The following is a 24,437-nucleotide window of genomic DNA, read 5'->3' on the forward strand; positions in this document are numbered from 1 at the left end:
TTGTTTTTAGATTGATGGTTGTTTAGAGATTACTATTCAATACCGCATCACGTATCGCTTTTTCGAAATGGTATATGATAGCTTCATTTTCGTTATACACATTTTCCAAAACGATAACATCAATGTTTTTTTCTGGGATATAAAATTTTATATTGGCAAAACCAATACCTCTGCCAGCGTGCCCAATATGACGTAAAGGCGTGTTCTCATCGATGCGGACACCATAACCGTAGCCTACTTTTTTACTGCCAAATGCGGGATGTGCAGATTTTATGTGGTAGTTGGTCATCTTTTGGTACGACGCTGGTTTTAGAATCTTGCCCCCGTGCAATTTTTTATCCCAGATATTTAGGTCTTTTACGTTGGAAATAATTCCGCCAGCTGGCGCAAAGTTGTTCCAGCTTTCTTTGGTAAAGTTGATGTCACTGAATTCCAGCTTTTCAAAATCATTAACTGAAATTCGATATCCATCTATGACCTTGTTTTCCTTTCCAAATTCATAACAGAATGAATTGTTCATTCCTAAATTTGCAAAAAGCTTATTCACATTTTCGGCGTAGGTTTTTCCCGAGACATTTGCAAGTATCTGCCCCAGTAATCCATAGCCAGGATTGCTGTAATGAAAGTCTGTACCAGGTTCAAACTTTAATGTGCTATCCAACTCGGTTATACCTGATGTCATATTGAGCAAATTGTGCACTGTTACGGTATTTACCCATTCTGTATTGAGGTTGGGCAGATAGGTATCTATCGACTTTTCTAAATTGATGGTTCCTTTTTCCACTTCGAGCAGAATAAGCGTTGCTGTGACCTGCTTACTATTAGACTGTATCCTAAAATTATCGTTCAAAGCAATAGGTGTATTGGTTTCAAAGTCAGCAAACCCTTTGGCTTTTGCGTAGGCCACAGAATCATTTTTAGTAATGTACACCACACCGTTAAATACGCGGGGTTGCTTTGTGTTTAGCAGACTGTCTATCTTGTTTTCAAAGCCTCCAACTTCAGTTTTGACTCTTTTTTCAACTTTTTTAGATTCAGTACAGCCAACGATCACAAGTATACAAGCGATTGGGACGAACAAACATTTCATTCTTATTGTTTTTTGAGGTTAATTGGTCCGTTCATATATTCGAACCGCTTTTTTAAGGACACCAACCTGTGCTTGAAGACTATTGAATCTACCATAGGTCGATTTCGTTTTAAAGGCAATCACAACATCTATTTTTGGAAAAACAGTGATGCTTTGACCTAAAGCGCCTAGTGCTGAATAACCGTTTTCTAGTCTTTTATCCTCCACATTTTTCCAAAGCCACCACATGTAACCGTAGGCAAAATCCGTATCAAGATTTTCATGTATGGGCACATTGTGGTTTATTTCTTGGTAGCTGGTACGCTCTTTAAGCACTTCTTTTATCCATGATTCAGAGATAACTTGTTTAGACTTCCATTTGCCATCCCGAAGCATTAACAGACCTATTCTGGCCATATCACGGGTTGAAAACCACATGTGATATGCCGGAAATTTTGAAACTCTTTCATCTCCATATTTTTTTTGTAATTGTCGGTTCCAATGCTCCATTTCTAGAGTCTCTGCTAATTGAGATTGGACTTCATCGTAAATATTTTTTCCTGTTTCTTGTTCAAAAATGGCACCTGAAACATTGAAGTCCCAATTGTTGTATAACCAAAATTTCCCAGGTTCTTTTGTTCCTCTTTTCGGAGAATACTCACTGTAATCTCCTTTATTGGAACCTTTTATATAAATTCCGGAACGTGATGATATGAGGTCCTTAATAGTTGCCTTTTTTTCTACAGGCAATAAGGTATTCACATCCTCCATTCCTAACTCATCCAAGTTTTTGTTTAAATCTATTTTACCATCATCTACATATTTGCCCATTAAAAGCGCTAGAACGCTTTTACGACATGACGCGATATAACTGTTTTCATACGTGTCACCGTACTCAAAAACAATTTTTCCTTTGTGGATTACCAGAAACCCGGTAATATAGGTGCTGTCTGTTAAATAGCGATGAAACTTTTTTGATTTGTTAGTGTTCCACCCATCAAGGTCTGGATCTTGCTGATAGGACCATTCTTTGTTGGGAAAAGTTTGGGCCTGAAGTGATAAAACCCCTATCAGAGTAAAAGCAAATATGGTTACTTTTTTCATGTCTACTTTTATTGGCTTAAGGGTTTTTGCCTAAAGCTTTAATTACTTGTCTTGCCACCGAAGCTGAAGCTGTTGGGTCTTGTCCAGTAATTATGCGGTCGTCCACTATGGTATATCCATCCCAGCCATTAGCAGAGTACGCAAAATGTCCACCATGTTCATTAATCTTTTTCTCAATTGAAAATGGAAACTCTTTATAATAGGGCCTTTCCATTTTTTCAAAGGCATCTGGAAAACCATTTATTCTTTTATTATTTACCAAATATTCCCCGTCTTTCGTCTTTAGATTGACAATACCGGCTGTCCCATGGCAAACCGCTGAAACAATTCCATTTTGTTTTTCATATAAAGTCATTACAATTTTTTGAATGGCTTCGTTTTCGGGAACTTGGTACATTGCGGCACCGCCGCCAACGTAATACACAGCATCGTAATTGGAAGGAATAATTTCAGAAGGTTTCAAAGTGGAATTAATACGCGCCATGAAATTACTATCATGATAATAGCGATATTGCAATGTGTCTTTTGCTTTGTAATAATGACCCAAATGAATAGGCCCACCATGGGGCGTTACAAAGTCAACCGCATATTGGTGCTTTGCAAAAACATCATAGGCATATACAATCTCCGCAAAACTGGTACCTGTTTCAATATCCGAATCGCCATAAGTCTTGGCGTTGGACATGATGAACAAGATGCTACCCTTACTTTGTCCTATTGAAGCCGTTTTTTCGGGAAGTGTTTGGGCAAACATTCCTGAAAATAGACACAGGAAAACCCATAAAACATTGTTTTTCATATTTATCGTTTTTGATGATGACACCAAAATTCGATAATTGAATTAAAAATTCTTCCCGTTGTGGCAACAGAAAGGTGCAGGTTTATAATTTTGGACAAGAAACCCCTATGAAACCTGCTTTTTATAGGTAGCCGGTGTAGTGCCGGTAACTTTTTTAAATATGCTATAAAATGAAGATTTGGAACTGAACCCGGCTTCAAGACCTATGGCCTCCAAGGTAAATTGGTCGTTGTTCTTTATTAATTCTTTTGCCGTTTCCACACGCCAACTATTAATGTATTCCGAAAAGGATTTACCCAAATTATCGTTCAACAACTGTGAGAGGTAGTGCGGAGAAATTTCCAATTTTTCAGCCAAATGTTTCAATTTTATATTGGGATTTTTATGCAATGTTTCCGTGCTCATTAGTGCATTGAGCTGTTTGGTTAATTTTTCGGCTTCATTGATTTCAATTTTCTTATCCGCATATTTTTGAGTGGTCGAAAACTCAACCGGTATTTTCTTGACTTTAAAAAACCAAATGGTCAACGTAATGTAAAAGGTAAACGAAAATGAAAAGGCGCCAACGATGTATGAAGTGTACTGAGTGGTATTGTATGCCAACCAAATAATGGAAACGCAAAACACAATGGTTACGGCCCAAAATTCGGTATTTGTTGTTTTCATTTTTTTTGAAAACAGCTTTTTAATAGAATTCCAAACCAACACATATGCAGCGAGTACATAAGCAGACCACTGAACAAAAAGAATAATCCCAAATATACCATTGTATCTACGCTGCCAAAGGTGCGAATACTCTCTGTATGGGTATTTGATCCCTAGAAAAATCATTACCAATACTACAGGTATCACATGAATAAGCCATTGAAACCCCTTTATGTCCTTGCCAGTTATCGCATTCCTGGTATACAGGTATAGAAATGGTCCAATTAAAAAACAGGCAGTTAAACCTATTTGTATAAAAGTGGAGGATGTTTGCGGGTAGAACATTAGAAAGACGGACTTGGTTACCCGTACACTTATGACAAATAACAATGCAGCCAGAAAGTGAGTGGTTTGATTCTTATTTTTAATAAAAAAAGCAAAGTACGCACTCAAAAAAAGTCCATTGAAAGCACCGAGAGCGCTGAAGAAGAATAAAAGCTGTTTGCTTAAGTCCATAAAAGGCATCTAGTTTTTACCGGTGGTAATTTAATAAAGTTTAAGTACAAGGGCTTTTTTAATCTTGACGGAATAAGTATGAAAAATGGTCGTGTTCAATTTATATGGTTCGACCTTTATCCAGTAACGGTTCTAAAATTTAAGAATTCTAAGTTCTTAAAGATGACTAACTGAAAGTATTCCGGGCTTCTATTTAGAATTGTGTGGCAACAGTTTTGTTTTTGCCCAAAATAGGTATGATTGTTCAAAAAAAGTGCATGGACAATAATGGACGGAACTATTGGGAGTAATTGTAAATGTCTTTTAAAAGCATTGAGTTCCCCTGTTCGTCAATGACGTTCAAATCATACCTAATGCGAACTGTAGTACCGACTGGGGCATGGTAGTAAATAATCCAAGCGTCACTTTCCTTCGTGCCAATACATCCATTGGAATACGCTTTTCCAAGGGTAATGGGATTTGTGGTGGGGTGTATCATCTGTCCATTTCTTATTTGGTTGATTTCAGTTTCTAAGGAAGGTATTTGTGGCATTTTAGTGGTTTTTCCATCATCCCTTTTGGTGAGGAAGTATCTTTTTTTATTCACTGGATTGTAATAAGACGGGTTCTTAACATGCCTAACAATTTTGCCATGGCCATGAACAGTCCTTAAATTCGTAATACGATTTCCAACGGCTAAATACCTGGATTTGTTCTGGCCAACCCGAACCGGGAAACCATAAAGAAGAATGGAATCTTGATAAATTCTAAGTTTAAATTCTGGAATATTTATATCCAGCCAAGTAGTTTCGAGTGCTTTTTGAAGCTGTTTCGTACTGTTTGAATTGGGAAATTTCAGAATCTGTCCCTTTTTGAGAACATGAAGCTGCTTTTGATCATATACGAAAGAGTCCCTTTCCATCATTTTGTAATAATCAGTGTTCGCTAAGGTGTCGATTATCCAGGGGTTATACCTTACCAAAATATGCTCTGTAAGCCGATAATTTGATTGGGAGTTGAAATCTGTTATGATTGAATCTAAAAAGTCAAAGTAGTTCTTTATAGTAACATTATCAACTATCTCAAAAGTCTTTGGTATTTGTGATTCTTCAACTATAAAGGGATGTTGTTTTTCCTCATGATTTGGAATTTCTTGTGCTTCAATCCTTATTAACAACAACAGAAATGACCATAAAAAGAAAAATGTTGCTAGAATAGGTTTTTTAATTCCAATTCCGTTCAAAACCTTGATTATTGAATTGATTCTTACCATGATTTTGAGGTATAGTTGATGATTAAGACATCATTCGTTAAGCCAACCTTAAAAGTAGTCCTTGAATATATAAGCTTAAATGATATGAGTCACTATCATGATATTGATCATTCCATGAGAGCCTTGTACCCCTTAATTTGTGAGCGTCTTTAAAAGTTGGCGTATGGCATACATAGCAAGAACTACTCAGCAAATACGCAAGTTTTTTATCGAAATTGGTGAGCTGTCCTATTTTGCAGGCCGATTCTTTAAAGTGGGGTTCAAACCTCCGTTTGAGTTTAAAGAGTTTTTAAGGCAATGCTATAATGTTGGAAATCGTTCCCTGGTATTGGTCCTGGTAACCGGGTTTATTATTGGTCTGGTGCTAACATTACAATCCAGACCTACGTTGATTGAATTTGGGGCCGTATCCTGGATGCCCAACATGGTGGGTATTTCTATAGTAAGGGAATTGGGACCGGTAATAACCGCATTGGTTTGTGCAGGTCGTATTGCCTCTGGATTTGGGGCCGAACTGGGTTCCATGAGGGTAACGGAACAAATAGATGCCATGGAGGTTTCAGGTACTAACCCGTTTAAGTTTTTAGTAGTTACCCGAATCGCAGCTACTACCTTGATGCTTCCTCTTTTGGTAGTTTTGGGAGATGCGGTTGCCCTTTATGGTTCCGCCTTGGTAGAAAATTTTAAAGGTAACGTCTCTTTCCAGTTATACTTTAATACCGTTTTTGACGCCCTTTCCTATGGAGATTTAATTCCGGCAACTATAAAATCTTTCTTCTTTGGTTTTGCTATTGGTCTCGTGGGATGTTATAAGGGCTACTTCAGCAAAAAGGGAACGGCCGGAGTGGGCACGGCGGCTAACACAGCAGTGGTCTTTACTTCCATGTTGTTATTTGTGATTGATTTTATTGCAGTGTTTATTTCTGATATTTTTTACGAGTTATGAAGATAAAAGAAGAAGAAATAATGGAGGATGAAAAACCTGTTGCAAGCAAAAAGGTAATTATTGATATACAAGATTTATACAAAAGTTTTGGTGACAATCATGTGCTTAATGGTTTCAACATGCAGCTACACGAAGGGGAGAACCTAGTGGTTATGGGGAAATCAGGTTCTGGAAAATCGGTTATGATCAAATGCCTGGTTGGATTGATGAAACCCGATAGTGGTCATATTTCCGTGATGGGAAAGGATATAGTAACACTGGACCAAGAAGCACTGGATATCATCAGAGCAGATATAGGTTTCTTGTTTCAGGGGAGTGCTTTGTACGACTCCATGACTGTGCGGGAGAATTTGGAATTCCCTATGCGCAGGCATAAAGAGAAATTGGCTAACGTCAAAGATACCGAGCCTTTTGTGCTAGAAGCCCTAAGAAGCGTTGGGCTGGAACATACCATGGAACTAATGCCGGCAGAGTTGTCAGGAGGGATGAAAAGGCGTGTGGCTCTTGCACGGGCCATTATTTTGCGCCCAAAAATTATTTTTTATGACGAACCTACTAGTGGTTTGGACCCGATTACGGCCAAAGAGATTATTGAGCTTATGCGAAGCATCCAAAAGAAATATGGGACTTCCTCTTTGATTATCACTCACGATGTGGATTGTGCCCGTGTTATTTCTGAACGGATGATTCTTTTAGTTGATGGAATTAACTATGCCGAGGGAACTTTTGAAGAACTTGTGAGTTCTACTGATGAAAAGGTCCTGGCATTTTTCAAAAAATAATAACATGGAAAAAACAACTGTAGAAAAAATAAGACTGGGGGTATTTGTAATCCTGGGGACCATTTTACTGGTCATCGCTGCTTATCTTATCGGCAACAGACAGAATCTATTCGGAAGCACTTTTTCCATTAACGCCGTATTCAAAAATGTAAATGGCCTTCAGAGAGGAAACAATGTCCGCTATTCCGGTATTGATATAGGCACGGTGAATGATATTGAAATGTTGAACGATACCACTATTATTGTCAGTATGGTCATTCAAGACAAGATGCTGCCGCATATTAGAAAAAATGCCATTGCAAGTATTGGTTCCGATGGTCTGGTAGGTAGCATGATAGTTAATATTACACCAGGTCGAGAACCAGGACTTGAGATTGCTTCAGGTGACCAAATAACCTCCTATAGCAAAATAGGAGCTGATGACATGTTGAGCACGCTAAATGTGACCAATGAGAATGCCGCCCTATTGACAGCGGACCTATTACAGATAACGGCGGCATTAAAGAATGGAGAAGGGACCTTTGGAAGGTTACTGAATGATACGGTTATGTCCAAAAGTCTTTTACAAACATCAATTAACCTTAGAAAAATGACCGAAGAAGCAAATTTATCACTTGGAAAACTTAATGAAATCATGATGAGCATCAAATTTGAAAATAGTGTAGGTCATACGCTTCTAAGTGATTCATTAGCTGGACAGCAAATGAAAAACATCTTATCCAATTTGGAAGATTCCAGTGAAGAGCTGGTATCCATCACCAACAATTTGGATTCACTTTCCAGCACTATTTCAAAAGGAAAAGGAACTATTAACTACTTAGCTACGGATACCATTTTTGTAAACCGTTTGGAACGTACCATGCAGAGTGTTGAGGAGGGTACTGCTCGGTTTAACGAGAATATGGAGGCACTGAAACATAATTTTCTCACCAGGCGCTACTTCAAAAAGCAGGAGAAAGAAAAGACTAAGAAAGACTAGGGAAGGGGTATGTATTTGGCTATAGCCCTACTTTTACAATAATAAGGGATCTAGCTGTGCCAATATCTCTTTTGTGAATTCCGGTACCTGCTCTAAATCAGACTCTCCTGTTATCGCATCGACATTTTCCATTTTGTATTTTCCGTTTCCGGATGTGGTCAAAACCACTATTTTTTTCTGCTCTTTTTCGTCCAGATTATCCATAAATGTTTTTACGGGAATTGGTGGTTTCCAATTTTCCCATGTATGCATCAATACCATGGCTTCATACTCCTCCATGTCAATCTCAGGTAATTTTGACACGTCCAATACCCTAATGAATACACTATCCGAAGCATAATGGTCAACTATGGTTTTGGTTACTTGGTCCTTAAACCGACTTCCCTGGGTAGCAATGACAAGTTTTCGGCTCAATGATGGGTCATTTATAGTGCGCTCTGCAGCAACGTCCATGGAAAATCTGGTTTTATACCAAAGTCCAATCAGGAATATTACCACAACTAAAAACAATAAGGTCCGTGCTATTTTTTTTAAAGCCTTCATAATTTTCTTTTTTTGATTTGTTGCTCCCCATTAATGGAATTTCCTAGTATTTTACCGGTTTGGTGTATTTCCAAATAGTTTTCCAGTAATTGTTTTAGGCTATTCATGTATTCGCCCATTACTTTTTTGTTTATATCTGGATTGTCCAATACAGGTATAGTCATAGGATTCTCATCCAAATAGCGGTATAACTCTGGATATTCCGTCTCTATATGATTGGTCAATAACACAATCTCGCTCAAAAGTTCTTGCAAAGTCCTCATCTCAACAATCTTTTTTGGCCATTATGGCGTTACATGCTCGTTTGTCTTTATCATTAGTAGAGAGTTGGGTAGCAAAAGCTAAAATAGTTGATGAAGTATTTGCTGGAAATGACCCAAATCAACTGGATAAGGTTTTTTGTTGTGCTGATACAGGTCATTTCAAAACGTACCATTTGTAATTTACTTAGCTGTGAAATTTCACAATGACATGTTGACCCTATTTTCTCTTGGAGGTGGCTTCCATTTATTTAGGGGTTGTGATGTATTGTGATGTTTATGGTGAGCTATGATTTTATTGTGTTCGCCACCGGTAAAAAGGAAAAGGTTAGTAGTATAAGGTATTATGTCTCCAAATAGTCCCAGTATTGATATACGAATAACAGTAGATGGTCTCTTTTTACCGGGGATATTATGCGTACCGGAAAAGGCAACAGGAATTGTTGTTTTTTCCCATGGAAGTGGAAGCAGCAGACTAAGCACCCGAAATAATTTTGTGGCTGAGGTTTTACAGAAAAGAGGATTGGCCACCTTGCTTTTCGACCTACTTACTGAGGATGAAGATAACATCTATGAAAATCGATTTAATATCGATTTGTTGACCGTACGGCTAGTAGATGTTATCCATTGGGTGCAATCCAATAAGAAAACGAAGAGACTTTCAATTGGCATTTTTGGAGCAAGCACAGGAAGTGCCTCAGCCTTAAGGGCAGCTGCATTTTACAATGATGATATAAGTGCAGTAGTATCTAGGGGAGGTAGGCCAGACTTGGCCATGACAGAACTTCATAAGGTGACAGCGCCTACATTGTTTCTTGTCGGGGGATGGGATACGAAGGTGATTGAACTCAATAAAAAAGCATATGAGAAGCTAAAATGCGAAAGTAAACTCAAAATAATTCCAGAAGCTTCCCACTTGTTCGGTGAACCTGGAAAACTGGAGGAAGTTGCCAAATACACAGGCGATTGGTTCAAAAAATGGTTGTAAGCAACGCTGGAAAAAAAACACAACAAATGTTCGATAACAGAATAGATGCAGGAAGGCAATTGGCATATGCCTTGGATAATTTTAAAAATGAAGACGTTGTGGTTTTGGCCATACCCAGAGGAGGAGTACCCTTAGGAAATATGGTGGCAAAAGCGCTGAATGCACCTTTGGATGTTGCACTGACCAAGAAGATTGGACATCCTAGCAATAAAGAATATGCTATAGGTGCTGTAAGTCTTGAAGATGTGGTTATAACTAATGCTGATGGAGTGACCAGAACTTACATTGATAGTGAAATAAAGAGAATACGGGAAAAACTTGAAAAGAGACATAACCAGTATTACAAAACCAAATCGCCTGAAAATCTAAACAACAAAACGGTTCTAATCGTCGATGATGGCATTGCTACGGGTAACACCATTATGATTACCATCAAACTTGTAAAAAAACAGAACCCTAAAAAAGTAATTGTTGCTGTTCCAGTTGCTTCAAAATCTGCACTTTCAAGGTTAAGGTCTTCCCAGGACATAGATGAGGTCATCTGTCTCATGGCTCCAACATATTTTAGAGGAGTTGGCCAGTTTTATGAAGAGTTTAACCAGGTATCCGATGAAGAAGCCATACAGCTCTTAGAGGAGAATTATGTAAATGGAATATGATTGTAAAACGTTTAAATATTTAAAAAATGATAACAACAACATCGGAAATTAGGGTTGAGACCTTCCCCAAACGTTTCTTGGCATGCGTTCAAAATGTAGGTACTTATAAAGGTGACACTGCGCTTTTTCAAAGACTCTTTACCAAGGTAAAAGATTGGGCCGAACCCAAAGGATTACTGGAAAATACCACTCTAGAGACCATCACCATCTATCACGACGATTCTGGAGTGGTCCCTGAGGAAGAGCAAACCATAAGTGTTGGATTTACAGTACCGGAAGGAACCCAAGTAGAGGGGGACATAAAACTGCTGGAAATTCCAAAAGGCAATTATTTGGTGGGTACATTTGAAATACTTTCCACTGAATATGGGGATGCATGGAACAAGATGATGGATTTTGTTGAAAAAGGAAATATTAAATCCTTAGGTGATACTATGTATGAATCCTATAAGAACGATCCAAGAACACATCCAGAGGGCAAGCATATTGTGGACATTTGTATGGCGGTATAACTTGCCCAATCCGTTATCCATTTAAACATCTTGAAATGAAAACCTATAGAAATTGCCAAAGTTGTGGCATGCCATTAAAAAAGGATCCCGAGAATGGTGGAACCAATTTGGATGGTACAAAAAGTCTTATGTATTGTAGTTACTGTTATCAAAGTGGAGTTTTCACACAACCCGATTTTACTGTTGACCAAATGAAGACATTTTGTAAAGAGAAAATGAAAGAACAGGGTTTTCCAGGCTTTTTAGCTAGTCTATTTGTTTCTGGTCTTCCAAGATTGGAACGATGGAAAAATAAATGAAACCTATTGGTTGTTTGAAAAACTAACCTTTGACAACAACCAATGGTTTTATCTTGGCTACCTTTTTGGCGACTCCAGAACAATTTACAGTTTCCACTACACTATTTACGTCCTTATAGGCTATTGGAGCTTCTTCGGCGATACCCCTAAATGAGCCCGCTTCAATATAAATGCCCCTTTCTCTTAATTGCTCTTTAAGAACAGGTGCATTAACCTGCTTTTTGGCAGCTCTTCGAGACAATCGCCTGCCAGCTCCATGACAACAAGACCCGAAGGTAAGGTCATAGCTTTTTATTGTGCCTGCCAGAACGTAAGAACAAGTACCCATACTCCCTGGAATTATTACAGGTTGACCTATAGGGATATATTCATCTGGAAGCTCGTCAAAACCTGAGCCAAAAGATCGCGTGGCCCCTTTTCTATGTACAATTACCTTTTCTTCTTTTCCGTCTATGACATGTTTTTCAACTTTTGCAATGTTGTGCGCAACATCATACATCAGATCCAACTGGCCGCCATTTTCCCCAAAAACAGTATTCCATGCGTTTCGTATTTCCCAAGATATTATTTGACGATTGCACCAAGCAAAGTTGGCCGCTGAACACATGGCCTTAAAGTAGTTTTTGCCTTCCTCTGAGTTAAAAGGAACACAGGCCAATTCCCTATCAGGAAGCCTAATGTCATAATTCCGCATGGCGCTGACCATAACTCTAATATGGTCTGTGGCCACTTGATGACCTAAGCCACGAGAACCTGTGTGTACCATAACAACAACTTGATTCTCACAAAGGCCAAATGCATTGGCAGCTTCTCGGTCATAGATTTCGTCTACAGATGCGACCTCTACAAAATGGTTTCCTGAACCAATGGTTCCCAATTGGTCAAGACCCCTGTTTTTGGCCATTTGGGAGACACAACTGGGGTCGGCCCACTTTAATTTGCCATGGCTTTCAATATATTTCAATTCTTCTTGACTGGCATAGCCATGCTCAACGCACCATTCCGCACCAGTACGAAGGACTTCATCTATTTGTTCTGAAGAAAGCCGTATTTGTCCTCCCTTTCCCATTCCAGAAGGCACTTGGGCGTACAGTTCTTTTGATAAGGCTTCAAGTTGGTCTTTAATGTCATCTTTGGTAAGTTGTGAGGTCAAAAGCCGTACTCCGCAATTAATGTCATATCCAATACCTCCTGGAGATATGGCACCGTCGGGGTGCATTGTCGCGGCCACACCACCAATGGGAAAACCATACCCCTCATGAACATCCGGCATTACAAGGGCCGCTTTTCGAATACCGGGCAAAGTTGCAACGTTGACCAATTGATTTAAGGAACGGTCTTCGATGATATCGTCAAGAATTTTTTCTGAGGCAAGTATTTGAGCCGGGACCCGCATATCTTCTCTAAAGGATTTGGGAATTTCCCAAAAATAATCAGCGAGTTTGTTGATATGTTCCTTGGTTACTTTGTGCATGACTACACATCAAAAATGATACATGTTTCGAATTTCCCGTTCTTGTTCCTGCTCACATGGGCCTCATGGTAGGTAATTCCCTTTATGTCTTCATCAAAGCAGCAAAACCAGGTCCCAAACAATTGTGCGACTACCCGTGTTTCTGAAAAGTAAGAGAAATAGATTCCACAAAAGATGGATTTTTGGATATTGGTAAGGGCCAAAACGTCTGAAAGGAAGTTAATTAACAATTCGGTTTTGCTCTCAGAGGAAACTTCAATGGTCATTTGGCTATCAAATCTCTTGACTTCATCGCAAAACCCACTCTTAAGAATATTGTTCATGCCCTTTAAGCTGTTGACAAACAATTCTTTAAGTGTGTAACCCTCTACTTTGAGGGCTAAATCGGCGGTATGTGGAACATATTCGTAAATCATTTCTTTGTTGCTTTGACAACCACAAAAGAACCTTTACCATAACCAGGTTTTGGTAGTTGAATTTCCTTTATTTCATCTAGATTACCGAACAAGGTTTGGTTGAATTCCAAATCCTTAAAACCACTTTCCAAGAGTAGTTTTTCAATACGTTCAGGAGAAAAGAACCTAGCATTTTTATAAAACGTACTTCGTTGTCTTTTTTCCTCATATTGCTTCGCAATACTTTGGGTTTTATCCAAAAACCCTATAATAATCGAGCCATCGTCTTTAAGAACTCTATGGGCTTGGGATAAGGCTAAGCGAATATTATCTAGGTGACAAATGGTTACAAACAATACAAAATTAAAAGTCAAATCGGCATAGGGGAGTCTTTCTGCGAAACCATGTATTACCTCAATACCTCTTTTAACAGCCCTTTCGGTCATAGCCTCAGAAGGTTCAAGACCTTCCTTGATTCCAAGGGGTTCGGAAAATCTTCCAGTACCCAATCCAACTTCAATACCTCTTATATTTTGCGGCAGTTTTTGAAATTGTTCCCGTAATGCTTCTATTTCTGAAAGGTAGACTTCTTGGTGTTTTTCATACCATACTTCATATTGGTCCACATATTCATCAAATGCCATTGCCTTTATCATTTTCCTTTTCGTTTTGTGTGCTCAGATGAAATCTGTCCTGATTTGATTCAATATGAAATCTTATATTCCAAATTTGGTGAGATAACCATATAAATCGTAAGTGTTCCTCTGAGAATAAGGGAACACCTACTTCATCGCACTATTCATTTGTATTATCCAAAATTCCAAAGCAGACCTTTGCGTTTACCCTATACTCTGAAATCTGGTTATTTTCAACAGTTACCTGCATGTCCTGTACATAGACAGATTTAATGTCCTTTACTGTTTTTGACGCCTCTGTTATAATATTCTGAACTGCATCTTCAAAACTCTCCGTAGAGTTTCCTAAGATTTCAATAACTTTTAATACTGACATAATCGTGTTTTTGTATTTAAATAATCCTATAGAAAGTTACCTTTCTCATCGGTCTTAACACGTACCACTTTTTCTCCGTTGGACAGCTTTAACTTGTATTTCTTGGTAACCCCAAATTTGTCATGGTAGTTGACCAAGTAAATATCTTTGGTGATTGTCCATCCTGGGAATCTTTTCACAACAGACTGTCTTACAGAATTTGGAAGTTTAACATCTCTAAACCTTTGTGCTGTTCTCAACAGCTTGCCGTCTTTGTCATATGCAGCCAGTATTTTACCTTCTGGAATGAAAAAATTGATTTGATAAAGGTCGTAGTCATCTTGATAGAAATCCGAATCGGCAACATTGAATGCGGCAACCTTACGTTGTAAAAGCTCAACGGATATATCCGCAGGTTCTTCTGACACCAAGCTGTTTAAATATTTGTAGTTGGTAGCGTAGACTATCACTTCAGACAGTTCTTCTGTCTTTATTACCTGGGAATAGGATTGGATGGTTAGTCCAAAAACGAATAAACCTAATAGTAACTTTTTCATAATGTAATGCTTTAATTAAACTCATTTTAATAGAACAAGGGTTTTGTCCAATTGTGCCAAAAGTATCGGGGTTCTTGCACGTGCCAAATGACTTGGGTCAGCCAGCCTTATCATAGCCTGCTAAAAGAGACTATCACTGATTTGGGTCATATCCCACAACCAAGGGACTAGTTACCTTTAAACGATATTCTTCAAATTTCCCATGGTTATGAAAAAGCTTGAAAAAGAGAAGCTCGTTTCATTGGATATGAATTTCCCTATCTGGGATTTCATTTATACTGTCGCCCCGTTGATTGTTGTTGGGACAAAAGAGAACGATGGATATTCTTTGGCACCAAAACACATGGCCACTCCTCTGGGTCTTGACAATTATTTTGGTTTTGTTTGCACGCCAAGGCATGGCACATATGGCAACATCAAAAGGACCAAAGAGTTTACAATAAGCTTCCTTAAACCAAATCAAGTAATCACTGCTTCTTTGAGTGCATCTCTACGAGATGGGACAATGTCAAAATCAAAAGGTATTATCCAGGCACTACCCATAGTTAAGGCAACAACAGTGGATGCCCCCTTGGTGAAGGACGCTTATCTTTATTTTGAGTGTGAACTTTTTAAGATTATAGACGGGTTTGCTGGCAATAGTATCATTACCGGTAAGATTAAGAAAGCATATGTGGAAAAGCAATACTTGCGCTTATCCGATCAAGATGAGCAGGAACAATTAAAAGAGAATCATCTATTAGCCTACATAGCAAATGGACGTTTTGCAAAAATTTGTGAAACCTACAATTTTCCCTTCCCCAAGGATTTTAAAAGATGATGACCATGACTAAGTATTTGGCAGAAGACATCTTGAAACATCTTTATGAAAACCGTGCAAAGATGCAATTGTTCCTAAGGGATTTGGTATCCTATGAATCCCCATCTGACAGTCTAGAATCTCAAAATGAAATCCTTGAATTTATTGGGAGAAGTTTGAAGGAATTAGACTTTTTCACATTGCGCGTTCCTGGAAAGGAAACAGGGGGTTATCTATATGCCAGACCGAAGGAAAGGGATAAAAGTAAACCTCTGCAACTACTTGTGGGTCATTGTGATACGGTATGGGACCTAAATACGATATTGCAAATGCCAATACGGGAGGGGAAAAAGAAAATGGAGGGCCCTGGGGTTTATGATATGAAGGCTGGACTTACACAAATAGTCTTTGCTTTAAAAACCATAGTGGACAAAGAATTAGCAATGCCTCTTACCCCAATAATCCTTATTAATTCTGATGAGGAAATAGGAAGTGTGGAGTCAAAGTTTGCCATTGAAAGATTGGCAAAAATCAGTAATCGTGCTTATGTACTGGAACCTCCTTTAGGGTTGACGGGAAAATTGAAAACTGCCAGAAAGGGCCTTGGGCGTTTCACGGTAAAGGTTAAAGGAAAGGCGGCCCATGCCGGTTTAGATCCTCGTAAAGGAGTCAACGCCATAGTAGAGTTGTCCCATCTTGTCCAACAACTGTATGCTATGAATGATTTTGACAAAGGTATCACGGTCAATGTGGGAATGATTCAAGGTGGCGTTTCCCCAAATGTTGTAGCTCCCGAAAGTATGGCTGTGGTGGATGTACGTGTGCTGAACAAAATGGATGGTGAAAACATTACTAGTAGGATACACTCCTTGAAACCAACCCTTGCTGATGTGGAATTATCCATTGAAGGAGGTATAGGAAGACCACCTATGGAACGTACAGAAGGTAATCAAGTGTTATGGAAATTGGCCAAAGAAAAGGGTGCACTTCTAGGCTTATCACTTGAACAGGCGACTGCAGGAGGGGGATCGGATGGGAACACCACAAGTTTGCATGCTCCAACCTTGGATGGTCTTGGCACTACGGGTGATGGAGCACACGCAAAACATGAATTCATTTATTTGGAAGAATTGCCAAAAAGAACAGCTTTGTTGACCCTAATGCTGCTTGCAGAATCAAAGAATAACAAAAAGGACTAGACATGAACCATAAATATATCCATGCATCACTTACAAGAATATCGGATTTAGCAGAAAAAGAATTTGAGGTAAAGGGAATACCCAAAGAAAGTTGGCATACGGGTGATTATGTAGCCTGCAAAGTCATAAACGCTGGTGCGGAAAGCTTGAAAATAGAGCTTCCGAACGGGCGAATGAGAGGAGTGATTTCTGGGGAATCCATCATAGGAGCTTTAGGAGAACGTTTTGCAACGCTGGAAGCAACAGGAAGTTGGAGAAATGTAACGGAAAATCTTAAAATGAGCGTACTGACCGGTGCTGGACTCATGGGTAAATTGACATCAAAATCCATCTTTATTCCCAAAATGATGCGAGTAGCTTATGTAGGACATGTCTTTAGGGGAGAGGATAAGGTAACAATGGACAGTTTTGTAAAACCAATTGAGACAGTTCCTTTCAATACTCCAGTTATTCTTTTTGTAGGAACCTCGATGTCTGCCGGAAAAACTACATCAGGTCGTATCGTGACCAATATTTTTAAACAGGCTGGCTATCGGGTTGTCGGGGCAAAACTTACCGGGGCTGGACGCTTTAAGGACATTTTGGCCTTCAAAGATGCTGGCGCGGATGCTATTTTGGATTTTGTGGACGTCGGCCTGCCATCATCCATATGTCCAAAGGAAATCTACCAACAAAAATTGGAACAAATGCTAAGTATGATTTCCTCTCAAAATGCGGATATAGCGATTGTCGAAATTGGGGCCTCACCATTGGAGCCCTACAATGGTGACAGTGCCATTGATGCATTGCGCGAGCATATAAAGTGTACCATACTGAGTGCTTCCGATCCTTATGCGGTACATGGTCTTATGAAAGCTTTCGATATTGTGCCCGATATTGTCACTGGCATTGCGACCAATACTTTAGCTGGGGTACGGATGGTAGAAAAATTATGTAGGGTAAAAGCCTTAAATCTAATAGATTCCACTACCATGACGGGGCTAAAAAGAATTCTCACAGCAACCACTGGATTTTCATTTGAACAAAAATGAGAATAAAAAAACGCATGATGTTACTATTGCCGTTGGTAGGAATGTTATTGTTTGTAGCTTTTTATCTTGTTGCGGTTTTTGATTATCCAGGGGGTTCATATATTTCACCCAACGCTGTGGGTTTTAGCTTTCGGAACAATTACCTATGCGATTTGTTGGATACCTATGCTGTAAACGGGGAGCACAATCCTGCTCGGTGGTATTCCCGTATTGCACTGTTCGTGCTTTGTTCCAGTCTTATTTTGCTTTGGTACCACCTACCGGGACTGTTTAATTCTAAGGGTCTGGGTCTGACCGTTATGCGATTTTCAGGGATGGTTGCCTTGGCCATACCTTTTTTTCTCAGGAATGGAAACCACGATACCGTGCTCCGTATTGCAGGAATCTTTGGAACATTGGCCTTGATTATTGCTTTTGTCCAGCTTTTCTGGGCGAGGCTGTATATCCTTTTTTCTATGGGCGTTTTGTGTCTGTTCATTTTTTTGGTCAACTACTACATTTATGAGACAGGCACCTTTATCGAAGTACTTCCCGTTATTCAAAAAATCACTTTTTTAGGTTTTATCGGTTGGTTTGTTTTTCTGAATATCCAAATTTATAAGCAGCTGAAATCGATTGAAAATGAGGAGGGATTAGAGTAAAATAAAGTTTTTTTGAATCCAAGGTTCAACAAGAATCAAATAACCCGTTGTTGATTGATTTTTAGAGGTTTGGCCTTTGATTGCAGAGTAAACTTTCGTAAATTATAAGAACACTTGTTCAAAATGAATTATTAAACTTTTAAAAAATAGAATTATGAATCCGTTAGCGTTGTTTCTGATTATTGTTGGTATTGTCCTATTCGCAGGAATACGGATTGTTTTTGAGTATAAACGAGCTTTAAAATTCCGTTTTGGAAGATATGTTAAAACCCTGAAGCCAGGTTTTCGATGGATTATCCCAATTGTGGAGACCATTCAGGTAGTGGATATCCGTGTGATAACCATCAATGTAGTGTCCCAAGAGGTGATGACAGAGGATAATGTACCCTGCAGCATTGATGGAGTGGTTTTTTTTAAGATAAAAGACCCAGAAAAAGCAGTACTTGAAGTAGAAGAATATGATTTTGCCATCACTCAGCTATCACAAGCCGCTCTCAGGGATGTATGCGGTAAAGTGGAACTGGATACTATTTTATCTAAACGGGAGGAAATGGGTAAAAACATAAAAAGCATTGTAGAAACCGAAACCCATCATTGGGGAATTGAAATCATTGATGTAAAAATTAAGGATATTCAACTACCGGAAAACATGAAGCGCATGATGGCCAATCAAGCTGAAGCGGAACGATCCAGAAGAGCACGGATTATCTTGGCGGAAGCCGAAGAGCAGGCTGCTAGTAAGCTTTTGGAGGCTGGAATACAGATTGACAAATCACCATCCGCTATTAAACTACGTCTCTATCAAACCCTATCCAATATTGCAGCGGAGAAGAACTCAACCATCTTGTTTCCCTTTCCGGAAGAGGTACTTCCCAGAAATTCGAAAAAATCCGAATAGGACTGATTTGGGTCATTTACAGACTGTGGTAAGTCTAGTTACATTTATAGGCAAATAATTGGGGCATGGTCAACTTTACACTTACTAAAAAAACATGGCGTTTTAAAAAGCGACCATTGTTCTTCGCACACCTTTTTTTCTATTTGGTCATCACATCAGGCCTGGTAGCTATAAATCTTATTTTTACACCGGAAAGGGTTTGGTCAAAGTGGATAATTCTATTGTGGGGATTTGCTGTGTTATTGCATGAATTGGCCATTTTTTTCGTAAACAAAAAAACCAAGCATTTATAGGTTTTTAGTCCAATAGTAACTTTAGCCGAAATATAATCTCCATTTCTGATCTGTTCTTTCCTGCAAAAGAATGGGCAATGGCCTCTGCTGTTTCTATAATCAATGCTTTGAGCTTTGGAGTAAATTTTTCCGGATGCTCCTTGTAAAAGTCCTTGAATTCCTGAAAATAGCCTTCATCATTCTTTTCTTCATTTTGTAGCCAGTCGAACACAATCTCTATCTGATAGGCGGAATCGGTCTGGAATTCGTCCTCAAATTCATCAACATCCAGCCAATATTGCCGTACTTGTTTTCTAAGCCGTTTAACTTCTACCGGCCTCACCTTTTTGTCTGCCATTGCCACGGCATAGAACAATTTGCCCAGATTTTGGTAGAATTCATTGCCAATACGTTCTGAATTTAACATCGTCGTTTTTTATGGGTTAAACTGAAAATTTGAGTCAACTATCTATAAATACAAAGTAACGCTATAGATGAGCTTATTGTAAATGACTTATATCATTACATTACCGAAGGTTTTAGGATAGCTTTATGGAAGATACATTGAACTCAAAACCCATTTTTTGATATGATAAAGGACCATTCAAAACGATACCATGAACTCATCGGACTTATGGAAAAACTAGGCACGGAAATTCCTGAATCCATGAAGGCCTTTAATGGTTTACACAAGTCCAGCATTAAGGATGGTGTGCTAGATAGTAGGACAAAAGAATTAATTGCACTTGGTATAGCCATCACGGTAAGATGCGATGGGTGCATTGCCTTCCACGTACACGATGCCCTGCAAGCTGGAGCTACTTCCGAAGAAATATTGGAAACCATAGGGGTAGCGATACTTATGAGGGGTGGCCCAGCCTTGGTTTATGGCTGCGAGGCTTTGGAAGCGCTAAACCAGTTTTCAGTTTTACAGCATGGTTGAGCCTGAAAAAAATCCGCAAGAAGAAAAACCTAAAAGAAGAGTGAACCTCTATTGGTTTTATATGTTCTTTCTCTCTTTTCTTTTGGTGACTTATTTTATTAATTCAAGATATAGCACCAAAGAGATTAGTTGGCTCGAGTTTGATGAACCCATGTTGCGTATGGGAGATGTTGCAAAAGTAATTGTGGTCAACAAGGAATATGCCGAAATCCACATCAAAAAAGATAGACTGAATCAAGAAAGACATAAGGACGTTGCATCCGATGGTCCATATTCAGAAGTTGGACCCCATTATATCATCCAGTTGGGATCAATTGAGAGTTTTGAACAAAAACTAAGTGAGGCGCAACAAGAATTTGACCTAGAGGATAAAATAGATCTTCGATATGTGACTCGAAAAAACTGGAGCGATGTTTTCGCTTGGCTTTTACCATTTTTATTTATTGTCCTTTTCTGGATTTTCATAATGCGTAGGATGACCCTTGGGCCAATGGGGAAAGGGGGTAATTCTTTGTTCAATTTTGGAAAATCAACAGCTAAACTTATGGGTAAGGATGCCAAGAGCAAAGTTACCTTTGATGATGTGGCAGGGCTTCAGGAAGCTAAGGTTGAAGTTATGGAAGTGGTAGACTTCCTGAAAAACCCTGAAAACTATACAAAACTGGGTGCCAAAATCCCAAAGGGTGTCTTATTTGTGGGACCGCCAGGTACAGGAAAAACATTAATGGCCAAGGCAGTAGCAGGAGAGGCACAGGTTCCCTTTTTTTCGCTATCCGGTTCTGAGTTCGTTGAAATGTTTGTAGGGGTAGGCGCCTCTAGAGTTAGGGATCTTTTTAAAAAGGCCAAAGAAAAGGCTCCAAGTATCGTATTCATTGACGAAATAGATGCCGTTGGTCGTTCAAGAAACAAAGTCAATATGTTTCAGGCAAATGATGAACGTGAAAGTACCTTAAACCAGTTATTGGCCGAATTGGATGGGTTTGGGGAGAATACGGGAGTTATTGTACTTGCGGCCACCAATAGACCTGATGTGTTGGACAAAGCTCTGCTTAGACCAGGTAGATTTGACCGTCATATTTACTTGGAATTGCCCAATAAACAAGAACGAAAGGAGATTTTTGAAGTTCATTTGAGACCGATAAAAAGAGCAGATGGAATTGATGTTGAACTTTTGGCCTCACTTACCCCGGGTTTTTCGGGCGCTGATATTGCCAACATATGCAATGAGGCAGCGCTAATAGCTGCACGTAAAAAGAAAGATTTGGTTGAAAAGGAAGATTTCATTGAGGCGCGCGACCGCGTTGTTGGCGGCTTGGAGCGAAAGAGCCAGATTATATCGCCAAAGGAAAAGAGAATCATCGCTTTTCACGAAGCAGGTCATGCAGTGGTCAGTTGGTATTTAAAAAATGTAGATTCCCTGATGAAGGTTTCCATTATACCGAGGGGGAAGTCTTTAGGTGCTGCGTGGTATCTCCCAGAGGAGTACAAGTTGGTCACCAAAAGTCAATTTATGGATCAAATGTGTGCCGCTCTTGGGGGTAGGGCAGCAGAAGAAATTACGTTCAATGAAATTTCTACAGGGGCACTGGACGATTTGGAAAAAGTAACTAAGCAGGCTTATGGTATGGTGGCCTATTATGGATTAGATGAAGAAATAGGACCTTTGAGCTTTTATGATTCCACTGGTCAAAATGAAAAACTAATGGTCAAACCGTACGGGGAACACTTGGCGAAACTTATAGATAATGAGGTTCAAGATTTAGTTCTTTCCATGTATAAAAGAGCAAAGGAGCTATTGTCGGAGCACAGTAAAGAGCTTGAACAATTAGCCCTACTTCTACTTGAAAAAGAAGTTGCTGAAAGAGAAGACTTAGAACGTATCATGGGAAAAAGGAATGAAACACCACAATCGGTTTAAGAAATGGATTGATTAAAGTTGTTTCCAAGGGTTTTCTGCTACTATAATAATGCATAGACTGATGTAAATCATTTGCCCACTTCCTCGTCCTATTTAGTTTTGGTTCATTTCCATGTTTAAAAATCTAAGCCATGAAGACAGATGTAAAAATCCTGAAAAGTGATGCCGAAATAAAAGAAGATGTTCTTGAGGAGTTGCTTTGGCAACCTGATATTGATGAAACACAGATTGGTGTAATTGTTGAAGACGGTGTTGTAACCCTTACTGGTGTCGTTGATAGCTATGTTAAGAAATCTGCCGCGGAAAAGGCGATAAAGGGTATTGCAGGCGTGCGGGCAGTCGCGGATGATATTGAAATCAAATACGGTAACGAGTACAAAAGGACGGATAAGGAAATTGCCAAGGCCGTGGCAAACGCTATGGAATGGAACCCTTCTATCCCTGAAGATAATCTGAATGTAACGGTAAGAGAGGGTTGGGTTTTCGTTTCTGGTGAAGTAAACTGGGGCTATCAACGAAATGCAACCAAAAAAACCTTGGAAAAACTTTTAGGGGTAAGAGGGGTGAACGTAAATCAAATTACCATTAAGCAAAGGGTAAAACCTTTGGATGTTCAAAACAAAATCATCAACGCCTTTGAAAGAGCTGCAGATATTGAAGCTAAGGGAATAACTGTAGAGGTAGAAGGTAGTACGGTTACCTTACGTGGTAAAGTACATTCCATTAAAGAAAAAGAAGATGCAGAAAAAGCGGCTTACAAAGCTCCCGGTGTAATAAGTGTGGTCAACAAACTGAAGGTGCAGTTTTATCCTGTGAAGAATGCTTAAAAGATTAGAACAGGATGGTAGGTGAAATAAAGGAATGGACTTTAAGCAAAATATTATATTTCTTCACCTATTTGCCTAAGCTTTTCAATATCTAGTAAAACCAATTTCTTTTTTTTTCCAAGTCGAACCAAGCCTTGGCTTTTAAAATCTGATAAGGTTCGTATAGCAGTTTCCGTAGCAGTACCAATCATTGCCGCGAAATCTTCACGTGGAATTTCAAGCCCTTGATGTTCACTGTCTTCCATCATTCCCTTTTCATGCAGTTCTATCAAAGCTTTGGCTGCCCTCTTTTTTACGGGGGCAAAAGCCATATCAATCAATTGATCCTGAACATGGGCTAAGTTGTTTGAAATAATGTGCAAAAATTTGTTGGATACTATTTTATTCTCATAGACCAGTTTCATGAAATCTTCTTTTGGAATGCTCAAAACCTCTGTTTCTGAGATTGCCGTGGCTGTTTCTGTATAGGTGCCACAATGGTTCAAGAGAGAAAGTTGCCCAACAAAATCCCCCTCTTTGTGCATTCCGGTAATCAATTCTTTACCATCCGTGGTGATTTTAAAGGTTTTTATATTCCCTTTCTGGATAAAGAACAAGGAGTGTGCTGAATCACCTTCCCTAAATACTTCCTCTTGATCTTCCAATTCTCTCAATTTTCGGTCGTTAGAAAGCAGTTCCATTCCAAAGTGTTCTGTGGCCTCCTTAAAAAATGTGTTGAGACCCTTGGCAGTTTTGGAAAACTTCCTTTTCAAGAAATCATTCTTTCTAAGACGTAAATCTATAGCTTCCAAAAGTTCATGTTCCTCGAAAGGTTTAATTAGGTAATCGTCGGCCCCTTTGGTCATGCCCATACGAATGTCCCTTATTTCACTTTTTGCTGTTAAAAAGATAAAGGGTGTGCCAGCAGTTTGTGCATCTTTATTCAAAGTTTCGAGTACTCCATATCCATCAAGTTCTGGCATTAATATGTCACAAACAATAATATCTGGTTTGTTTTGTCTGGCCAAGGCCACGCCTTCCATACCGTTTCTTGCCTTAATAACATTGTAGTTCGCTAACCCCAGTATTTCTGCAGTATTTTCCAGCACATCTTTGTTGTCCTCAATTAATAGTATGTTTTTCATTTTCTTGAATATTAGA

At 39.1% G+C, this 24,437-nt stretch carries 30 protein-coding genes; 16 read left to right on the forward strand and 14 right to left on the reverse strand.

What is annotated here, in order from left to right; all coding sequences use genetic code 11:
• Nucleotides 1-22: 22 nt before the first annotated feature.
• The 5 genes from CLV81_RS14880 to CLV81_RS14900 form a co-directional block, all read right to left on the reverse strand.
• Nucleotides 23-1,090: a serine hydrolase domain-containing protein gene (locus CLV81_RS14880; protein WP_106145920.1), complete on the reverse strand. Its 1,068-nt coding sequence runs from the start codon at nucleotides 1,088-1,090 to the stop codon at nucleotides 23-25.
• A gap of 18 nt (nucleotides 1,091-1,108) precedes the next feature.
• Nucleotides 1,109-2,173, reverse strand: a complete 1,065-nt coding sequence (locus tag CLV81_RS14885) for a serine hydrolase domain-containing protein (protein ID WP_106145922.1) — start codon at nucleotides 2,171-2,173, stop codon at nucleotides 1,109-1,111.
• Nucleotides 2,174-2,189: 16 nt separating this feature from the next.
• Complete coding sequence (locus CLV81_RS14890) at nucleotides 2,190-2,972, reverse strand: type 1 glutamine amidotransferase domain-containing protein (protein ID WP_106145924.1); 783 nt, start codon at nucleotides 2,970-2,972, stop codon at nucleotides 2,190-2,192.
• Between the two features lie 105 nt (nucleotides 2,973-3,077).
• The gene (locus tag CLV81_RS20595; RefSeq protein WP_158259131.1) at nucleotides 3,078-3,638 is read right to left on the reverse strand and encodes a helix-turn-helix domain-containing protein; all 561 of its coding nucleotides are present in this window, start codon (nucleotides 3,636-3,638) and stop codon (nucleotides 3,078-3,080) included.
• 772 nt (nucleotides 3,639-4,410) lie between these two features.
• Nucleotides 4,411-5,385 carry a L,D-transpeptidase gene (locus tag CLV81_RS14900; RefSeq protein ID WP_106145928.1) on the reverse strand — a complete coding sequence of 325 codons (975 nt, stop codon included), beginning with the start codon at nucleotides 5,383-5,385 and terminating at the stop codon, nucleotides 4,411-4,413.
• 163 nt (nucleotides 5,386-5,548) lie between these two features.
• Between CLV81_RS14900 and CLV81_RS14905 the strand changes: the two genes are divergently transcribed.
• The 3 genes from CLV81_RS14905 to CLV81_RS14915 are packed head-to-tail and all read left to right on the forward strand — an operon-like array spanning nucleotide 5,549 to nucleotide 8,092.
• Nucleotides 5,549-6,331 (forward strand): MlaE family ABC transporter permease, encoded by a 783-nt coding sequence (locus tag CLV81_RS14905; protein ID WP_106145930.1) that lies wholly within the window; start codon nucleotides 5,549-5,551, stop codon nucleotides 6,329-6,331.
• Nucleotides 6,332-6,351: 20 nt separating this feature from the next.
• A complete protein-coding gene (locus CLV81_RS14910) occupies nucleotides 6,352-7,113 on the forward strand; it encodes an ABC transporter ATP-binding protein (protein WP_106147607.1) in 762 nt (253 codons plus the stop codon).
• 4 nt (nucleotides 7,114-7,117) lie between these two features.
• The gene (locus CLV81_RS14915; RefSeq protein ID WP_106147608.1) at nucleotides 7,118-8,092 is read left to right on the forward strand and encodes an MlaD family protein; all 975 of its coding nucleotides are present in this window, start codon (nucleotides 7,118-7,120) and stop codon (nucleotides 8,090-8,092) included.
• 33 nt (nucleotides 8,093-8,125) lie between these two features.
• Here the strand turns inward: CLV81_RS14915 and CLV81_RS14920 are convergent, their stop codons facing one another.
• Nucleotides 8,126-8,635, reverse strand: coding sequence for a hypothetical protein (locus CLV81_RS14920; protein ID WP_106145932.1), 510 nt, complete (start codon nucleotides 8,633-8,635; stop codon nucleotides 8,126-8,128).
• Nucleotides 8,632-8,898, reverse strand: a complete 267-nt coding sequence (locus CLV81_RS14925) for a hypothetical protein (RefSeq protein WP_106145934.1) — start codon at nucleotides 8,896-8,898, stop codon at nucleotides 8,632-8,634. Before CLV81_RS14925 ends, CLV81_RS14920 begins: the two co-directional genes overlap by 4 nt.
• Before the next feature lie 343 nt (nucleotides 8,899-9,241).
• Between CLV81_RS14925 and CLV81_RS14930 the strand changes: the two genes are divergently transcribed.
• The 4 genes from CLV81_RS14930 to CLV81_RS14945 are packed head-to-tail and all read left to right on the forward strand — an operon-like array spanning nucleotide 9,242 to nucleotide 11,353.
• Nucleotides 9,242-9,883, forward strand: a complete 642-nt coding sequence (locus CLV81_RS14930) for a dienelactone hydrolase family protein (RefSeq protein ID WP_106145935.1) — start codon at nucleotides 9,242-9,244, stop codon at nucleotides 9,881-9,883.
• A gap of 26 nt (nucleotides 9,884-9,909) precedes the next feature.
• Nucleotides 9,910-10,542 carry a phosphoribosyltransferase gene (locus CLV81_RS14935; protein WP_106147610.1) on the forward strand — a complete coding sequence of 211 codons (633 nt, stop codon included), beginning with the start codon at nucleotides 9,910-9,912 and terminating at the stop codon, nucleotides 10,540-10,542.
• Nucleotides 10,543-10,568: 26 nt separating this feature from the next.
• Entirely contained in the window at nucleotides 10,569-11,054 is a 486-nt protein-coding gene (locus CLV81_RS14940; protein WP_106145937.1) for an AraC family transcriptional regulator, read from the forward strand.
• Between the two features lie 35 nt (nucleotides 11,055-11,089).
• Nucleotides 11,090-11,353, forward strand: coding sequence for a zinc ribbon domain-containing protein (locus tag CLV81_RS14945; RefSeq protein ID WP_106145939.1), 264 nt, complete (start codon nucleotides 11,090-11,092; stop codon nucleotides 11,351-11,353).
• A gap of 22 nt (nucleotides 11,354-11,375) precedes the next feature.
• Here the strand turns inward: CLV81_RS14945 and CLV81_RS14950 are convergent, their stop codons facing one another.
• The 5 genes from CLV81_RS14950 to CLV81_RS14970 all read right to left on the reverse strand — a co-directional run bounded on the left by CLV81_RS14950 (nucleotide 11,376) and on the right by CLV81_RS14970 (nucleotide 14,769).
• Nucleotides 11,376-12,827 carry an RtcB family protein gene (locus CLV81_RS14950; protein ID WP_106145941.1) on the reverse strand — a complete coding sequence of 484 codons (1,452 nt, stop codon included), beginning with the start codon at nucleotides 12,825-12,827 and terminating at the stop codon, nucleotides 11,376-11,378.
• Between the two features lie 2 nt (nucleotides 12,828-12,829).
• The gene (locus CLV81_RS14955) at nucleotides 12,830-13,243 is read right to left on the reverse strand and encodes an archease (protein ID WP_106145942.1); all 414 of its coding nucleotides are present in this window, start codon (nucleotides 13,241-13,243) and stop codon (nucleotides 12,830-12,832) included.
• Nucleotides 13,240-13,878, reverse strand: coding sequence for a class I SAM-dependent methyltransferase (locus CLV81_RS14960; protein WP_106145944.1), 639 nt, complete (start codon nucleotides 13,876-13,878; stop codon nucleotides 13,240-13,242). The genes CLV81_RS14955 and CLV81_RS14960 overlap by 4 nt, the downstream gene beginning before the upstream one ends.
• A gap of 139 nt (nucleotides 13,879-14,017) precedes the next feature.
• Nucleotides 14,018-14,233 carry a dodecin family protein gene (locus CLV81_RS14965; protein ID WP_106145946.1) on the reverse strand — a complete coding sequence of 72 codons (216 nt, stop codon included), beginning with the start codon at nucleotides 14,231-14,233 and terminating at the stop codon, nucleotides 14,018-14,020.
• A gap of 26 nt (nucleotides 14,234-14,259) precedes the next feature.
• Nucleotides 14,260-14,769: a nicotinate-nucleotide adenylyltransferase gene (locus tag CLV81_RS14970; protein WP_106145947.1), complete on the reverse strand. Its 510-nt coding sequence runs from the start codon at nucleotides 14,767-14,769 to the stop codon at nucleotides 14,260-14,262.
• A 208-nt stretch (nucleotides 14,770-14,977) separates the two neighbouring features.
• Here CLV81_RS14970 and CLV81_RS14975 point away from each other — a divergent pair, with 208 nt between their 5' ends.
• The 6 genes from CLV81_RS14975 (at nucleotide 14,978) to CLV81_RS20930 (ending at nucleotide 19,630) form a co-directional block, all read left to right on the forward strand.
• Entirely contained in the window at nucleotides 14,978-15,589 is a 612-nt protein-coding gene (locus CLV81_RS14975) for a flavin reductase (RefSeq protein ID WP_106147612.1), read from the forward strand.
• A gap of 5 nt (nucleotides 15,590-15,594) precedes the next feature.
• The gene (locus tag CLV81_RS14980; protein ID WP_245912046.1) at nucleotides 15,595-16,767 is read left to right on the forward strand and encodes a M20 family metallopeptidase; all 1,173 of its coding nucleotides are present in this window, start codon (nucleotides 15,595-15,597) and stop codon (nucleotides 16,765-16,767) included.
• A gap of 2 nt (nucleotides 16,768-16,769) precedes the next feature.
• Nucleotides 16,770-17,798 carry a hypothetical protein gene (locus CLV81_RS14985; RefSeq protein WP_106145951.1) on the forward strand — a complete coding sequence of 343 codons (1,029 nt, stop codon included), beginning with the start codon at nucleotides 16,770-16,772 and terminating at the stop codon, nucleotides 17,796-17,798.
• A 14-nt stretch (nucleotides 17,799-17,812) separates the two neighbouring features.
• Nucleotides 17,813-18,439, forward strand: coding sequence for a hypothetical protein (locus CLV81_RS14990; RefSeq protein WP_245912047.1), 627 nt, complete (start codon nucleotides 17,813-17,815; stop codon nucleotides 18,437-18,439).
• Nucleotides 18,440-18,593: 154 nt separating this feature from the next.
• Complete coding sequence (locus tag CLV81_RS14995; RefSeq protein ID WP_106145954.1) at nucleotides 18,594-19,337, forward strand: slipin family protein; 744 nt, start codon at nucleotides 18,594-18,596, stop codon at nucleotides 19,335-19,337.
• Nucleotides 19,338-19,402: 65 nt separating this feature from the next.
• Nucleotides 19,403-19,630: a 2TM domain-containing protein gene (locus CLV81_RS20930; protein ID WP_106145956.1), complete on the forward strand. Its 228-nt coding sequence runs from the start codon at nucleotides 19,403-19,405 to the stop codon at nucleotides 19,628-19,630.
• Between the two features lie 4 nt (nucleotides 19,631-19,634).
• Here the strand turns inward: CLV81_RS20930 and CLV81_RS15005 are convergent, their stop codons facing one another.
• The gene (locus CLV81_RS15005; protein WP_106145958.1) at nucleotides 19,635-20,036 is read right to left on the reverse strand and encodes a hypothetical protein; all 402 of its coding nucleotides are present in this window, start codon (nucleotides 20,034-20,036) and stop codon (nucleotides 19,635-19,637) included.
• Nucleotides 20,037-20,198: 162 nt separating this feature from the next.
• Between CLV81_RS15005 and CLV81_RS15010 the strand changes: the two genes are divergently transcribed.
• From CLV81_RS15010 to CLV81_RS15020, 3 genes are all read left to right on the forward strand, one after another.
• The gene (locus CLV81_RS15010) at nucleotides 20,199-20,552 is read left to right on the forward strand and encodes a carboxymuconolactone decarboxylase family protein (protein WP_106145959.1); all 354 of its coding nucleotides are present in this window, start codon (nucleotides 20,199-20,201) and stop codon (nucleotides 20,550-20,552) included.
• Nucleotides 20,545-22,470, forward strand: coding sequence for an ATP-dependent zinc metalloprotease FtsH (gene ftsH, locus CLV81_RS15015; RefSeq protein ID WP_106145961.1), 1,926 nt, complete (start codon nucleotides 20,545-20,547; stop codon nucleotides 22,468-22,470). The genes CLV81_RS15010 and ftsH overlap by 8 nt, the downstream gene beginning before the upstream one ends.
• A gap of 131 nt (nucleotides 22,471-22,601) precedes the next feature.
• Entirely contained in the window at nucleotides 22,602-23,297 is a 696-nt protein-coding gene (locus tag CLV81_RS15020) for a BON domain-containing protein (RefSeq protein WP_211298015.1), read from the forward strand.
• A gap of 53 nt (nucleotides 23,298-23,350) precedes the next feature.
• On the opposite strand, the gene CLV81_RS15025 is transcribed toward CLV81_RS15020, so the two are convergent.
• Nucleotides 23,351-24,421 (reverse strand): response regulator, encoded by a 1,071-nt coding sequence (locus tag CLV81_RS15025; RefSeq protein WP_106145963.1) that lies wholly within the window; start codon nucleotides 24,419-24,421, stop codon nucleotides 23,351-23,353.
• Between the last annotated feature and the right edge of the window lie 16 nt (nucleotides 24,422-24,437).

The sequence above is a fragment of the Flagellimonas meridianipacifica genome, from assembly GCF_003001695.1.
Taxonomy (GTDB): domain Bacteria; phylum Bacteroidota; class Bacteroidia; order Flavobacteriales; family Flavobacteriaceae; genus Flagellimonas; species Flagellimonas meridianipacifica.